This is a genomic window from Candidatus Sodalis sp. SoCistrobi (assembly GCF_900143145.1).
GTDB lineage: Bacteria > Pseudomonadota > Gammaproteobacteria > Enterobacterales > Enterobacteriaceae > SoCistrobi.
On sequence record NZ_FRDB01000059.1, the window covers coordinates 1 to 14,265 of the forward strand.

The window sequence follows — 14,265 nt, forward strand, 5'->3', positions numbered from 1 at the left end:
CATGCTCATGCTGAGTTTCCAGCACTAGATTAACTGCCCGTTCACGGACTTCCGGAGAGTAACGTTTGGTCGTTGTCATAGAGACCTCCACTTTTAAAGTATAGACTCTAATTTATCCGGGGTGATTCGCATTGCCGATGTGTTATTCGGCGATCACAACCCGTCCGGCAAACTGCCTATGTCGTTCCCGCGTTCGGTAGGGCAAATTCCCATTTATTACAATCATCTACCCACCTGTCGCCCCTATAATCCGCAAAAGCCGGAAAAATATACCTCCCATTATTACGATGAGGCTAACGGTCCGCTGTTTCCGTTCGGCTACGGGCTGAGTTACACCCACTTCACCGTCTCGCCGGTGGCGTTGTCGGCGACGCAACTGGCGCCGGCCGGCAGTCTGACCGCCACAGTGACGCTGACCAACGACGGCGACAGAGACGGCGCCACCGTGGTGCAGCTTTATTTGCACGACGTCACCGCCGCCATCAGCCGGCCGGTGGCGATGTTGCAGGGCTTTCGCAAGGTCGCGCTGAAAGCCGGCGAGTCGCAGTCGGTCCACTTTACCGTTACGCCGGCGATGCTGCGGTTTTATAACCAGCAAATGCAGCTCGTCACCGAGCCGGGAGAGGTGGAAGTGATGATCGGCCTTGATTCGGCCAGAGTGAACCGTGCCCGCTTCACGCTGCAATAATCTGGACTGCCTGCTGGCACCGGTTCGGCGGCGCATCGAACAGCAAGTGCTGGCTCTGAGCGGCGTCGGCCTGGGCACGGTGGATTTCACCCAGCCCGCCGGCGATCCGGGCCTGTACGGCCCGGACTCGATTATCTGGCGGGTGCACGGCGACTTTACCTCGATGCTGTGCGGCGGCATCAGCGCGTTGCTGCTGCAAATGTTGCACCCCTCGGCGCTGGCGGGGGTGTGGGATCACTCTGATTTTCGCAGCGACATGTTGGGGCGACTGCGCCGCACGGCGCAGTTTATCTCGGTCACCAGCTTCGGTCCCACCGCCGCCGCCGAGCGGCTTATCGCCCGGGTGCGCCACATTCATTTACAAGTGCAAGGGGTCAATCCGTTAGGCGCTGCCTATCGGGCAAGCAGCCCGGATTTGCTCACCTGGGTACACGTGGCGGAGGCGCGCAGTTTTCTGGCGGCGCATTTGCGCTTTCGCAATCCCCGCCTGAGCGGCGCTGAACAGGACGACTACTACCGTCAGGCGATGAAAGTGGCCTATGCGCTGGGCGCGCGCGAGGTGCCCGCCAGCCGCGCCGCGGTTGAGGCATATTTGCAGGCGATGCGGCCGCAGCTGGTGTGCGATGACCGCACGCGGGAAGTGACGCGGCTGCTGCTCAATGCCCCCATGCCGAGCCGACTGGCGCAGCCGGCGGGGTGGCTATTGATGCGTGCCGGAATCGATCTGCTGCCGGACTGGGCCCGCGCCCAACTGAACCTCGAGAGACCGCCCCTGCGGTGCGTTCTGGTGACGCCGGCGGTGCATTCCCTGGCCCGTGTTCTGCGCTGGTCGGTGCGCAATGGCGCCTGGCATCGCGCTATGCGCCGTATGGGGCGCCCGGTAGCCTGAAAAACGACAGCGTAAATCTGTAAAAAAAGACCTTCGTTTACAAGAATGTCACTTCCCCGCACAGACATTATCCTTTCAGGCCGATAAACTGATTACCATCTCTGGCCACGGGCAACAATATCTGTCCCCGGGGGCATGATTTGGCCCGGGTGGTAAGCAGCGAGGCGTATATGGCATTAACGCAAGTTATCCTGGTTGATGAACGGTATCAGGCGGTGGGCACTATGGAAAAACTCCAGGCTCACCGCGAAGGCGCGCTGCACCGCGCGGTGACCGTCTATCTGTTCAATCCTGACGGCCAACTGCTGCTGCAGCAGCGTGCGCGGGAGAAATACCACTGCGGCGGTCTTTGGAGCAACACCTGCTGCAGTCACCCCATGCCGGCAGAAGAGAGCGCTGCCGCCGCCCGCCGCCGGTTGTTTGAGGAGATGGGGCTGCGGGTGGAACTGACGCCGGTGTTTCAACTTTACTACCGTCTGCCGCTGCCTGATTGAGCATGAATTCGGCCATGTATTTTTCGGCATCACGACCCGGACGCCCGCGCCCGATCCCGCTGAAGCGATGGCCTGGCGCTGGCAGGCGCTACCGTCGGTGGTGGCGCAATTGGCTCGTGAACCCGACAGTTTCACTCCCTGGTTCACATTCACCATGGCACGGATCCCCGAGTATCACGCCGCTTTTATGCGCGCCCGGCAGACCGGCTGACCCGTTAACGCTGCCTCGGCGTCCTGGCACCGCTTTGTGTCGCGCCCGCCCGGGCGTACGGCATGTCGCCACAGGCAAGATGCTGAAACTGTTTCACGGCCGTGCACCTCCCCAGGGGCATATCGCCGTCGGGGAACATCACGCAACTGCTTTATAGCCGTGACCGCGCAGGTGGGCGGCATATCCTGTCGCGGGCGTCTTGCCGCCGTTGCGGGGTAATAAATTCACCCCTAACGTGAGGTCACTGCGTGCATTTTCCCAATTGCCGCGCATTTTTGGGCTATTATTGCAAAACCGCCGACCGGCGACGCCCGTTCGGTGCCAATTATCGTCACTTCCAAAAGGAAACAATGTCTATGGCAACCATGGTTAATTGTGGCCGCGCTCTCCTGCTCGCCGCCATGATGCTCGGTATCACGCCCGCGGCGCTGGCTGCGGATACGGCGGTGCGCGTGGGGTCGAAAATTGATACGGAAGGATCGCTACTGGGCAATATTATTTTACAAGTTCTTGAATCCCATCAGGTTAAAACGGTTAATAAATTGCAGTTGGGCGCGACCCAAGTGCTGCGCGGGGCGATTACCGCCGGCGAGATCGATATTTACCCGGAATATACCGGTAACGGCGCGTTTTTCTTTTCCGCAGAGCAGGACAAGGCCTGGAAGGATACCAATGCCGGCTACCAGAAAGTCAAACAGCTAGACTATGACAAAAACCATATCGTCTGGCTGAGCCCGGCGCCGGCCAACAATACCTGGACCATCGCCGTACGCGATGAATTGGCGAAAGACAAGCATCTCGACTCGCTGGCCGATTTGAGCCGCTATTTGCAGAACGGCGGCAAATTCAAACTGGCCGCATCGGCGGAATTTATCGAACGGCCCGATGCGCTGCCGGCGTTTGAAAAGGCCTATCATTTTACCTTGCAGCAGGATCAACTGCTGTCGCTGGCGGGCGGCGATACCGCGGTGACCATCAAGGCCGCGGCGGAGCAGACGTCCGGCGTCAACGCCGCTATGGCCTACGGCACCGACGGCCCGGTGGCGGCGTTGGGGTTGCATACCCTGTCCGATCCGGCGGGCGTACAGCCGATTTACGCGCCGGCGCCGATCATCCGTGAGGCGGTGCTAAAGCAGCACCCGGAAATCGCTCAGTGGTTGAAGCCGGTTTTCGCCGCGCTGGACACCGAGACCCTGCAACGGCTGAACGCCAGTATCGCCGTCGAGGGGCAAAACGCCAGCAAAGTGGCGGCGGATTTCCTCAAGCAAAAAGGCTTTATCCCTTCTTGATGGGGTAAGCGCGAGACAGATGAACGCGGTGGCGCCGATGCCGATGGGCAACGCATAGGTCCCAGGGGACCGACCGCCGCAAGAGGCGTTGCGTGATGGAAAATCGGGTGTTATTAACCCTGACGGTGCTGCTGTTGGCGGCGGGGGGGCTGTTGCCGCTGGTGAATTTTGCCCCCAATCGGCTGGTTTCCGGGCGGGGGATCGGGCTGGCGGAACTGCTCGGCGGCGCCCGGCTATTGCTGCTTTTGCCGGCGCTCGGGCTGCTGGCGCTGGGGTTCATGGCGCCCACCCGCCCGCGCTATGTCGTCGTGTTACTGCTGGCGGAAGGGTTATTGTGCGGGTTGCTGTGGCTGGCGGGCGAGGGCGCCCGCGAGCTGGCCGCGCAGGGCGGCAGACTGGTGCGCACGTCCTTTGGCAGCGGTTTTTGGCTGATGGCGGCCCTGTGTTTATTAACCGCCGCCGAGGCCGTCGGCCGTCTCACCGCCAACCCCTGCCTGCGGGCGCTGGCCAATGGCCAGTTGTGGCTACCGCTGGCGCTGCTGCTCGCCAGCGGCCGTCTCGATGAACTGTCGCTAAAGAGTATGTTAATCGTGCGCAGGTGTTTCATCAGGCGTTTGCTGAGCACCTTACGCTGCTATTCGGTACGCTGGGGCCGGCGCTGCTTATTGGTATCCCGCTCGGTTTGCTGTGCCATCGTTCGGCCAGATGGCGCCCGTCGCTCTTCGCCGCGCTCAACATTATCCAGACGCTGCCCGCCATCGCGCTGTTCGGTCTTTTGATAGCGCCGCTCAGCGGTTTGGCCGCCGCCTGGCCGTGGTTGCACGATCTGGGCATCGGCGGTATCGGGCTGGCGCCGGCGCTGATAGCGCTGGTGCTTTATGCACTGCTGCCGCTGGTGCGCAGCGTTCATGCCGGTCTGACACAGGTGCCGGACAGCGTCATCGATGCGGGGCGCGGCATGGGGCTGAGTCGCCGGCAGCTTTTCTGGCGGGTAGAGGTGCCGCTGGCGCTGCCGGTTATGCTGTCGGGGGTCAGGGTCATCGCCGTGCAAACGGTCGGGATGGGCATGGTGGCGGCGCTTATCGGCGCCGGCGGGTTTGGCGCTCTGATGTTTCAGGGGCTGCTGAGCAGCGCGCTGGAGCTGGTGCTGCTGGGGGTCATTCCGGCGGTTGCCCTGGCGCTGGTGGTCGATACCCTGTTTAAGGTGATTATTTCATTGTTACAGAAGGTACGCCTGTGATTGAATTCCAAGGGGTCAGTAAATTTTTCCACGACAAACCGGCGGTGGAGGATCTGAGTTTTACGTTGCCCGCCGGTGAAATCACGGTGCTTATTGGCCCTTCCGGCTCGGGCAAGTCGACCACCTTGAAAATGATAAACCGCCTGATTGAGCATGATGCCGGTAACATTCTGTTCGCCGGGGAAGAGATAGGGCGCTTGCCCGCTGAGCAACTCCGACGACGCATGGGCTACGCAATACAGTCTATCGGACTGTTTCCCCACTGGACCGTGCAGCAGAATATCGCCACCGTCCCGCAACTGCTGAAATGGCCGCGTCAACGCATCCTTCAGCGCGTCGATGAACTGCTGGCGCTGCTGCATCTCAATCCTGACCAGTTTCGCCACCGTTATCCGCACCAGCTTTCCGGCGGCCAGCAGCAGCGGGTCGGCGTGGCGCGCGCGCTGGGCGCCGATCCGGAGGTGCTACTGATGGACGAGCCGTTTGGCGCGCTTGATCCCGTGACCCGTGGCGCCCTGCAGGGGGAAATCGCCCGCATTCACCATATTTCTCGCCGCACCATCGTGCTGGTGACCCACGACATCGACGAGGCGTTGCTTTTGGCTAACCGGATCCTGCTGCTTGACGGCGGGCGGCTTGTGCAGCAGGGTACGCCGCAACAGCTGCTGTTACGGCCGGCGAGTCCGCTGGTGCGCGATTTTTTTGGCGGCGGCGAGCGGGGGATCCGACTGCTGTCGCTGGGGGCCGCCGGCCAGTTGGCTCGTCCGGGGGAGCAGCTGCCGGGGCAACCGATCCCGGCGGCGATGTCGCTACGCGCGGCGCTGTCGGAGTTTATCGCCCGCGCAACCGATCGCTTGCCGGTGGCGGACGAACAAGGGGAGGCCGTGGGCGTGCTGCACTTCAGTGACCTGTTGCGCCCGCTGAGGGAGACGGCGTAATGGCGCGGCGCATCCTGACCGATCCGCTATTGTGGTGCCTGCTGTTGTTGCTGGCATTACTGTTCGGCATGCCGCATATGACGCGGTTTTTCGCGGCGCTGTTTCCCGCGCTCGAAAGGCCGGTGTACCGTCAGGACAGTTTTGCCGCGCTGGCCTTCGCCCATCTTTGGCTGGTGCTGACGTCGAGCGTTATTGCGGTGATTATCGGCGTGGGTGCCGGCATCGGGGTAACCAGACCGGCGGGCCGGGCATTCCGCCCGCTGCTGGAGACCGTGGCGGCGGTGGGGCAAACCTTCCCGCCGGTGGCGGCTGGCGGTGGCGGTGCCGGTGATGGGCTTTAGCGCCGAGCCGGCAATCATTGCGCTGGTCCTCTACGGGCTGCTGCCTATCGTACAGGCGACGATCACCGCTCTCGAGACGGTGCCGGCGTCCCTGCATGAGATTGCTACCGGGGCCGGCATGAGCCGCGGGCAAATTTTGCGGCGGGAGGAGCTGCCGCTGGCGGCGCCGGTTATCATCAGAGGCATTCGGACGTCGGTTATCATTAACATCGGCACCGCCGCGATAGCGTCCACCGTAGGGGTAAAAAGCCTGGGCTCGCCGATTATAATCGGGCTGAGCGGCTTTAATACCGCCTATGTGTTGCAAGGCGCGCTACTGGTCGCATTGCTGGCGATTATCAGCGATATGCTGTTTGAACGCTGGCTGCGGGCGCTGGCTGTCAGCTATGGACGATAATGATATAACCCGCCAGCATGACGCCGCCGATGGCGCCGAGCGAGAGCAGGGAAATCACGCCGAAAACGGCGGTTTTGATAAGCTTCATGGGCATCCTTATATGCAGGGCGTCAGACATTATAAATATTCGCCGCAGCGATACAAGGTTGACGCTGCGGCGCCGTCGCCGCCAGGGCTGAACGGTGAGGGCGGGGACGTCGCTTTCCCCGGGCGAAAGCAAAGGCGCAAGCGCTTGCCGTTAACAGGGAGCGCCGGGTGACGCCGCCGCCGCTGGAGATCCGTCTGGCGTCGCCGCACAGCGCCGCAGCGCGCAGCCTGATGGATGAACTTTCCGCCGCCTTGAGCGCGCTGACCGGCGACGATGGCCGCACCTCATTCGATCCGGCGCAGACGCTCGACGCGGGCGGCTGTTTCGCCATCGCCTACGCGGTGCCCGACGGTAGCGCGCTGGGCTGTGGCGCGCTGCAACCGCTGGCGCCCGACGTCGTGGAATTAAAACGCCTGTATGCCCGCCCGGGCACCCAAGGTGTGGGCGCCGCGCTGCTGAGGTTTTTGGAACAGCAGGCTTGCGAGGGCGGCTACCGGCATATATGGCTGTCCACCCGCCGTGTCAACCGGCGGGCGGTGGCTTTTTATCGCCGCCACGGCTATCTGCCGGTGGCGCCTTACCGGCATTATCGTGACCGGCCGGAATCTTTATGTTTGGGAAAAGCCCTGCAGTTTTATACAGCACAAGGCTGACGCCGGCGCACGACTGTGGGACAATAACGTATTTTCCGGCGATAAGACCTGAACAATGACGCTCTCGGTGGCAATCAAGGCGCAAATCCACGACTGGTATAAAGCGCTACAGCAGCACATTCCCGATTTTATCCCCCGCGAGCCGCAGCGGCAGATGATAGCGGAAGTCGCCCGTGCGCTGGCGGGGGATATTGAACGCCATCTGGTGATCGAAGCGCCCACCGGCGTCGGCAAAACGCTGTCCTATCTGATCCCGGGCATCGCCATCGGCCGCGCTGAACAAAAACCGCTGGTGGTGAGCACCGCCAATGTTGCCCTACAGGATCAGATCTTCAGTAAGGATCTGCCGCTGCTGAAAAAACTCATCCCGGATTTGACCTTTATTGGGGCGTTCGGCCGCCGTCGCTATGTCTGCCCGCGCAATCTGGCGGCGCTGGCGGCTGAAGGGGGCGGCCAGGGCGATCTGATGCTGTTTCTGGATGAGGCACTGGCCCCGGCCAGCGGCGCCGATCACCCGCACTGCGTGGCGCTGCAAAAATCGCTGAGCGATTTCAGCTGGGACGGCCTGCGCGATCACTATCCTGACGCCGTGAGCGATGCGCTGTGGGCCAGGCTCAGCACCGACAAAGCGAACTGTCTCGGACGTAATTGCCATTATTTCCGCGACTGTCCGTTTTATCTGGCGCGTAAGGAAATCGAAAACGCCGACGTGGTGGTGGCCAATCACGCCCTGGTGATGGCGGCGCTGGAAAGCGAATCGGTACTCCCTGAGGCGAAAAACATGCTGCTGGTGCTCGACGAAGGGCACCATCTGCCGGACGTGGCGCGGGACGCGCTGGAAATGGACGGCGAGATTTCCAGCCATTTTGTCGCCCATCAGCTGGAACAGTTTCGGCGGCAGACGGCGCTTATCCTAACCCAGTTCCGGCCTGCGCGGCCGCCGCAGCTCAGCCAGGAGGCACGACTCCAGGCGCACTGCGATGAGTTATTGGCGCTTATCGGTCTGTTCGAGCAACAGGCCGCTGCGGTCTTGCCCCACGAAAGCGTAGAGGGGGAGCACCGGTTTGCGCTGGGCGTCCTGCCGGCGCCGATGAGCGAGGCGGCGGCGCGGCTCCATACGCTGGCGGATAAGTTGCGGATGCTGGCGGAGTTTTTGCTGGCGGACCTGGGGGAAAAAACCGGTAAGCACGACATCGTGCGCCTGCGTCAGGCGCTGCTGCACACCAGCCGAATTCACGGCTTTTGGGACGCCACCAGCCGGCTGTGGCGACTGGCGGCGCTGGAGAAAGCCTCCAACGCGCCGATTTCCAAATGGTTGACTCGTAAGCGGGGAGACAACGGTGTGCAGTTGTTTTTGCACTGCGTCGGCATCCGCGTCAGTAGTCAGCTGGAAAAGCTGCTGTGGTCGCGGATCCCCCATGCGGTCATCACCTCAGCCACGCTGCGATCGCTTGCGAGCTTCGCGCGGATTCAGGAACTGTCCGGCCTGCATGAGCGCAACGGCGATCGCTTTGTCACGCTGGCATCGCCTTTCAATCACCGTCACCAGGGCCGCCTGGTTATCCCCCAAATGCCGATGGAGCCGGTCATGGCGCAGGAGGCGGACCACATCGCCTGGATGGCGCGCTACTTTCGCGCCGAGTGGGAGAAAGGGACGCACTTGGGCATGCTGGTGCTGTTCGCCAGCCACCGCGCGCTGCGGCTGTTTTTGGATCAAGTTGCTGAGCTGCGCCCGCAATTGCTGGTGCAGGGGGATAAACCCCGCTACCGCCTGGTGGAAGAACACCGCCGTCGCGTGGACCGCGGCCAGACCAGTGCGCTGCTGGGGCTGCAATCCTTTGCCGAGGGACTGGATCTTAAAGGAGAGTGGCTTACCCAAGTGCATATTCACAAAGTGGCTTTTCCGCCGGTGGACAGCCCGGTCATTTTGACCGAAGGGGAATGGCTGAAAACGCAGCAACGCCATCCGTTTGAGGTCCAAAGTTTGCCCAGCGCGTCTTTCAATCTGATTCAGCAGGTCGGGCGGCTTATCCGCAGCCATGAATGTCATGGCGAGGTGGTCATTTACGACCGGCGGTTGTTGACCAAATCCTATGGCGCCCGCCTGCTGGCGGCGCTGCCGGTGTTTCCCATCGCTCAACCGGCGTTGGCGGCCGAGGTCGCGGTGACGCCCCCGCCGGTTGGACCGGGCGACAAAAAAAGACCCCGACGCGCGCGGCGATAAATTGTTATTGCGCCACGAGGAAGATAAAGTCGCAGGGTAGGTTATGTGTGCAATGCTTCAGGAGAGCCCCATGTATATTCCTCCCGCGTTCCGCCAACCGGATGCCGAGGCGCAGCGCGCCCTGATTGCGGCCCATCCGCTGGCACAATTGGTCAGCTGCGGCGAGTCGGGTTTGCAGGCCGACCCGCTGCCGCTGCTGCTGGACAGTTATCCAGACGGCGCCTGGCGGCTGCGCGGGCATCTGGCGCGCGCCAATCCCCATGGCCAATCCCTGGCTCGCAACGGCGCCTGTCTGGCGATATTTCAGGGCGAGGCAGGCTACATTTCCCCCGGCTGGTATGCCACCAAGGCAGAGCACGGCAAGGTGGTGCCGACCTGGAATTATCAGGCGCTGCATTGCCACGGACAGGCGCAGGTAATAATGGACCCGACATGGCTGATGGCACTATTGCAGGCGCTGACCGGCGTCCATGAAGCGCAGCGGCAGGCGCCCTGGCAGGTCGAGGATGCGCCGCCGGGCTTTATCGACACCTTGATAGGCGCTATTGTGGGGATCGAAATTCGTGTAACGCGCATCGAGGCCAAGTGGAAATTGAGCCTGAATCGCGGTCGGGCGGATCGCGACGGCACGATAGCGGGGCTGACGGCCGACGGCAATGCGCCGCTGGCCCGGGAGAGTGCGCGCGGCTGACCGGCCAATCCCTTGCAGGTACAGGTGGTAAATGGATTACAACAGCATTATTAAAGAGATCGGACGCGGCAAACATCACGCCCGCGATTTGGACCGTCAGACCGCCTATGCGCTCTACCGCGCTATCCTGGCCGGCGAAGTGCCGGAAATGAAGCTGGGGGCGCTGCTCATCGCGATGCGCATCAAAGCGGAAGCGCCAGAGGAGCTGCTCGGCTTTTACCAGGCGATGCAGGAGCAGGTGATGGCTCTGCAGCCGCCAGCGTCACGGCCGCCGCCCATCGTCATCCCCAGCTATAACGGCGCACGCAAGCAGGCTAATCTGACGCCGCTGCTGGCGCTGGCGCTCGCCCGTCTCGGGTTTCCGGTCGTGGTGCACGGCGTGACCGACGATCCCGGCCGCGTGACCAGCGGCAATATCTTTCGCGAATTGGGCATTAACGGCGTCACGTCGCGCGATGCGGCGCAGGCCGCGCTGGACCGCCAGTCTGATGTGGTGTGGATCCCCGTGACGGTGCTTTCGCCGCCGCTGGACCGCCAATTGTCATTGCGCTGGCGGCTGGGGGTGCGCAACAGCGCCCACACGCTGGCCAAGCTGGCGACGCCGTTTTCATCCCATCCCCATTGGCGGCTTTGCAGCGTTTCCCACCCGGAATACATACCGCGCGTCGCGGGATTTTTCAGCGCTATCAACGCCACCGCCCTGTTGATGAACGGCACCGAAGGCGAAAGCTATGCCAACCCCAAGCGTCTGACGCGTATTTACCATGTTCACGGCGGTGAGCCACAGCTGCTATTGGATCCGGCAGTCAACGCGCTGCCGCCGCTGGAAAGCCTGCCGGACAACCGCGAGGCTGCCGTCACCGCCCGGTGGACTGAAGACTGTCTCAACGGCCGCTGGCCGCTGCCCCAGGCGATCCGTTTGCAGCTTGGCTGCTGTCTGGTCGCCACCGGCCAGTGCGCTGACCTGCCGGCGGCGCTCCTTGAGGTGGACAACCGCCTGGTCCGTCGCTGAATGACCTTTTCGCCGCTAACCGGAAGCACACCTCATGCAATATGCTATCGACTATTTTAACCGCCTGAATCAGGATTACCTGGCGGTACATCAGGCCAAAGAAGACCTGTTCTGGCAACACTATATGGGCACGGGCGGGGCGGAAATTTCAGCGCGTTTCGCTGCGGCTGAAACCGCCTACAAACGCTTTATCGCCGAGCCGACGCGCCCCGCGGAGCTGCGTCAACTTATCAGCCAGGTAACGGCAGAGCCGCCGTCCTCCGAGCGCGACGCTATGTTGCACGGCTTGCGCGGCTGGGCGCGCTTTTTTGACTGCAATGTGATTGAAGACTCGGCGGCGCAGGCGCTGATGGATGAGATCATCGCCGCGGAAAACGATTTGTATGCGCGACGCAAAGCCTTCACGCTGCAACATCAACTGGCCGAGCAGGACGAACCCGTCGCCGCGAGCCTGGGGGAATTACTGACCAATCAGGCCAATAACAGCAGCGAACGTTGCCGACAGAGCTCGCAGCAGGCGCTGCGGGGGTTGGAGCAATGGCTGCTGCACAACGGGTTTCCGCAACTGGTCAGCCTGCGTAATCGTTTCGCCCGGCAGATGGGTTATCGCAACTTTTTTGATTATAAGGTTAACAAAACCGAGCAGATGACGCCGGAACAGCTGTTCACCATCCTTGACAGCTTCGAGCGGCAGACCCGCGACGGCATGCAGGCCAGCCTGCGGCAGTTGGCGAGCGAGAAGGGGGAAACGGCGCTGGCGCCGTGGAACATCCGCTTCGCGAGCGCCGGTGACGTGACCCGACAGCTGGATCCCTACCTGCCGTTTGCCGACTCGCTGCGCCGCTGGGTGGACAGTTTCAAACGGCTGCATATCGGCTTTAACGGTGCGCGCATGCAGTTGGATCTGCTGGTGCGGCAGGGGAAATATGAAAACGGTTTTATGCACGGTCCGGTGCCGCCGTTTCTGGCGCAGGGCACCTGGATACCGGCGCGTATTAATTTCACCAGTCTGGCGCGCCCCGACCAGCTCGGCAGCGGCATCAGCGGCATCGCCACCTTATTTCATGAGGGGGGCATGCGGCGCATTTCGCCAATATCCGCCAGAACGCCCCCTGTTTCTCACAGGAATTCCCGCCAACCTCTATGGCCTATGCGGAAACCCAGTCGATGTTTTGCGACAGTTTGCTTGACGATGCGGACTGGCTGAAACGCTATGCCGTAAACCGTCACGGCGAGGCGGTGCCGGATGCGCTTATCCGTGACGCTATCGCCGCTCGCCAGCCGATGCGCGCTTTCAACGAGCGCCATATCCTGCTGGTGCCCTACTTTGAATGGGCGCTGTATCAATGGGACGATGCGCAATTGACCCCCGAGGCCATTACGCGTCTGGCGCGGGACAATGAGCAGCGGATCCTGGGCATCGACGGCAGTCCACAGCCCACCCTGGCCATTCCCCATTTATTGTCGCAGGACTCCGCCTGTTCCTATCAGGGCTACCTACTGGCGCTGATGGCGGTAGAGCAGACCCGTCATTTCTTCCTCCAGCGCGATGGTTATCTGACCGATAACCCGGCGATCGGGCCTAGTTTGGCGCAGCATTACTGGCAACCCGGCAACAGCGTCAGCCATGACGCTACGCTTGTCGGTCTGACCGTTGAGGGTTTCAATCCGGCCTATTTGGCCGCCGCCTGTAACCAGACCGTCGAGCAAGCATGGCGTCAGGCCCAGGACTGCATGGCGCAGGCGCGCGCGCGTCCACAGCCGCCGGCGGATTTCCCTTGGCAGGCCGACATTCAGGTCGTGGATGGTGATGCGATATTGGCAAGCAATGCGCAGGGGGATGAGGCGATGTGCCGACAGTTCGCGCAGGCGATACAGCAGCGCTACGGCTAAGCAAACGGCTGCGCATTAGGCGCTATGCTGTTAGCATCAAGCGTCATGCAGTTAGCGTTGCACGGCGTGCTGTTAACATCACGCGCCGTGCTGTTAGCGTTGCGCGCCGAGCTGCTAGCGGTACGCGCTGTGCTGTTGACATCACGCGCCGTGCTGTTGGCATCACGCGCCGTGCTGTTGATGATATTCCGGGCTGTAATCTTTGATGGCCTGATTATTGTCGGCGGAAAAGCGCTGGGCGGGGCAGCGGCCGGCGGTGTCGGCGGTCGTTTGCGCCATGCAGGCGCTGTCGTTACGCTGATCACGCGGCATATCGGTGAGACGGGAAGCGACGGCGGCCTGACTGATGGTCAATGCGCTGAGGACAAGAACGGCACTAAATGAGAGTTTCATACTAATCACGCTGTAAACTATATCATAACGGAAACGTATGATACGCCTGCTGATAGAATTTTTCTCCAGTAATATTTGAAGAACTCCATCATTATTTTTGATGGAGTCTGCACGTTACCGCCGCCCTTGCTGCGCCTCCCACAGCCGTCGGGTTAACGGCCGATGCGATCATCGGGCCGTACCATATCAAAGCGCTGTTGCGCTGAAATGGCAAAATAGGCGCTGGGTCCGCCACCGCGCAGCACCGGCTCTGCGGCGGCGGTCTGATACAGTCCTTCGCCATCCAGCAGCCGGCGGTCGATATGGACCGCGACGACTTCACCCAATACCAGCCAGCTACCGGTTTCCCGACCGCCGGCGTCCACCAATGCAATACACTGACTTAGACGACACTCAAAATTGACCGGGCTTTCCGCGACGCGATGCGCTTTAACCCGTTCCCCCTGAATCGGCGTCAGGCCGGCAACGGCGAATTCGTCTTCTTCGGCGGGGAGGGAGGCGGAGGTTTCATTCATCGCGGCGGCCAGCGGGCGTGTCACCAGATTCCAGACAAATTCGCCGGTGGCGGTGATATTGGCGACGCTATCTTTCCACCCGGCGCTGGAAAAACCGATGATCGGCGGATGATAGTTAAAACAATTGAAAAAGCTGTAAGGCGCCAAATTGCGTTGACCTGTGGCGTTAACCGACGCAATCCTGAATCACCCCGGATAAATTAGAGTCTATACTTTAAAAGTGGAGGTCTCTATGACAACGACCAAACGTTACTCTCCGGAAGTCCGTGAACGGGCAGTTAATCTAGTGCTGGAAACTCAGCATGAGCA

At 61.5% G+C, this 14,265-nt stretch carries 10 protein-coding genes and 5 pseudogenes; 13 read left to right on the forward strand and 2 right to left on the reverse strand.

Features of this window, described 5'->3' with window-relative positions; all coding sequences use genetic code 11:
* Positions 1-106: 106 nt before the first annotated feature.
* The 13 genes and pseudogenes from CINSTRO3249_RS05920 to CINSTRO3249_RS17990 form a co-directional block, all read left to right on the forward strand.
* A pseudogene (locus CINSTRO3249_RS05920) lies at positions 107-688 on the forward strand (fibronectin type III-like domain-contianing protein); the annotation flags it as partial.
* Positions 689-701: 13 nt separating this feature from the next.
* Positions 702-1,577, forward strand: coding sequence for an oxygenase MpaB family protein (locus CINSTRO3249_RS05925; RefSeq protein ID WP_074012581.1), 876 nt, complete (start codon positions 702-704; stop codon positions 1,575-1,577).
* A gap of 170 nt (positions 1,578-1,747) precedes the next feature.
* A pseudogene (idi, locus tag CINSTRO3249_RS05930) lies at positions 1,748-2,282 on the forward strand (isopentenyl-diphosphate Delta-isomerase).
* A gap of 401 nt (positions 2,283-2,683) precedes the next feature.
* Entirely contained in the window at positions 2,684-3,571 is an 888-nt protein-coding gene (locus CINSTRO3249_RS05935; RefSeq protein WP_305781683.1) for a glycine betaine ABC transporter substrate-binding protein OsmF, read from the forward strand.
* A 95-nt stretch (positions 3,572-3,666) separates the two neighbouring features.
* Positions 3,667-4,811 (forward strand): annotated as a pseudogene (locus tag CINSTRO3249_RS05940) (ABC transporter permease).
* A complete protein-coding gene (locus CINSTRO3249_RS05945) occupies positions 4,808-5,749 on the forward strand; it encodes an ABC transporter ATP-binding protein (protein ID WP_074012575.1) in 942 nt (313 codons plus the stop codon). Before CINSTRO3249_RS05940 ends, CINSTRO3249_RS05945 begins: the two are co-directional and overlap by 4 nt.
* Positions 5,749-6,487: pseudogene (locus CINSTRO3249_RS05950) on the forward strand (ABC transporter permease). Before CINSTRO3249_RS05945 ends, CINSTRO3249_RS05950 begins: the two are co-directional and overlap by 1 nt.
* A 255-nt stretch (positions 6,488-6,742) precedes the next feature.
* Entirely contained in the window at positions 6,743-7,228 is a 486-nt protein-coding gene (locus tag CINSTRO3249_RS05955; protein ID WP_074012576.1) for a GNAT family N-acetyltransferase, read from the forward strand.
* A gap of 55 nt (positions 7,229-7,283) precedes the next feature.
* A complete protein-coding gene (dinG, locus tag CINSTRO3249_RS05960; protein WP_074012577.1) occupies positions 7,284-9,452 on the forward strand; it encodes an ATP-dependent DNA helicase DinG in 2,169 nt (722 codons plus the stop codon).
* A gap of 70 nt (positions 9,453-9,522) precedes the next feature.
* Positions 9,523-10,143, forward strand: coding sequence for an FMN-binding negative transcriptional regulator (locus CINSTRO3249_RS05965; protein ID WP_074012578.1), 621 nt, complete (start codon positions 9,523-9,525; stop codon positions 10,141-10,143).
* 31 nt (positions 10,144-10,174) lie between these two features.
* Positions 10,175-11,155, forward strand: coding sequence for a DNA-binding protein YbiB (gene ybiB, locus CINSTRO3249_RS05970; RefSeq protein WP_074012579.1), 981 nt, complete (start codon positions 10,175-10,177; stop codon positions 11,153-11,155).
* A 34-nt stretch (positions 11,156-11,189) separates the two neighbouring features.
* Entirely contained in the window at positions 11,190-12,362 is a 1,173-nt protein-coding gene (locus CINSTRO3249_RS17985; protein ID WP_371441366.1) for a gluzincin family metallopeptidase, read from the forward strand.
* Positions 12,299-13,048, forward strand: a complete 750-nt coding sequence (locus tag CINSTRO3249_RS17990) for a hypothetical protein (protein ID WP_371441365.1) — start codon at positions 12,299-12,301, stop codon at positions 13,046-13,048. The genes CINSTRO3249_RS17985 and CINSTRO3249_RS17990 overlap by 64 nt, the downstream gene beginning before the upstream one ends.
* Positions 13,049-13,210: 162 nt before the next feature.
* Here the strand turns inward: CINSTRO3249_RS17990 and CINSTRO3249_RS16450 are convergent, their stop codons facing one another.
* Entirely contained in the window at positions 13,211-13,441 is a 231-nt protein-coding gene (locus CINSTRO3249_RS16450; protein ID WP_143146891.1) for a hypothetical protein, read from the reverse strand.
* Positions 13,442-13,593: 152 nt separating this feature from the next.
* Positions 13,594-14,136 (reverse strand): annotated as a pseudogene (locus tag CINSTRO3249_RS05985) (flavin reductase family protein); the annotation flags it as partial.
* Between the last annotated feature and the right edge of the window lie 129 nt (positions 14,137-14,265).

What these genes read in the sequence shown, in the direction of transcription:
- CINSTRO3249_RS05965 (WP_074012578.1), top strand. Translation starts at nt 9,523, where the DNA reads ATGTATATTCCTCCCGCGTTCCGCCAACCGGATGCCGAGGCGCAGCGC.
- CINSTRO3249_RS17990 (WP_371441365.1), top strand. Translation starts at nt 12,299, where the DNA reads ATGGCCTATGCGGAAACCCAGTCGATGTTTTGCGACAGTTTGCTTGAC.
- ybiB (WP_074012579.1), top strand. Translation starts at nt 10,175, where the DNA reads ATGGATTACAACAGCATTATTAAAGAGATCGGACGCGGCAAACATCAC.
- CINSTRO3249_RS05935 (WP_305781683.1), top strand. Translation starts at nt 2,684, where the DNA reads ATGATGCTCGGTATCACGCCCGCGGCGCTGGCTGCGGATACGGCGGTG.
- CINSTRO3249_RS16450 (WP_143146891.1), bottom strand. Translation starts at nt 13,441, where the DNA reads ATGAAACTCTCATTTAGTGCCGTTCTTGTCCTCAGCGCATTGACCATC.
- CINSTRO3249_RS17985 (WP_371441366.1), top strand. Translation starts at nt 11,190, where the DNA reads ATGCAATATGCTATCGACTATTTTAACCGCCTGAATCAGGATTACCTG.
- dinG (WP_074012577.1), top strand. Translation starts at nt 7,284, where the DNA reads ATGACGCTCTCGGTGGCAATCAAGGCGCAAATCCACGACTGGTATAAA.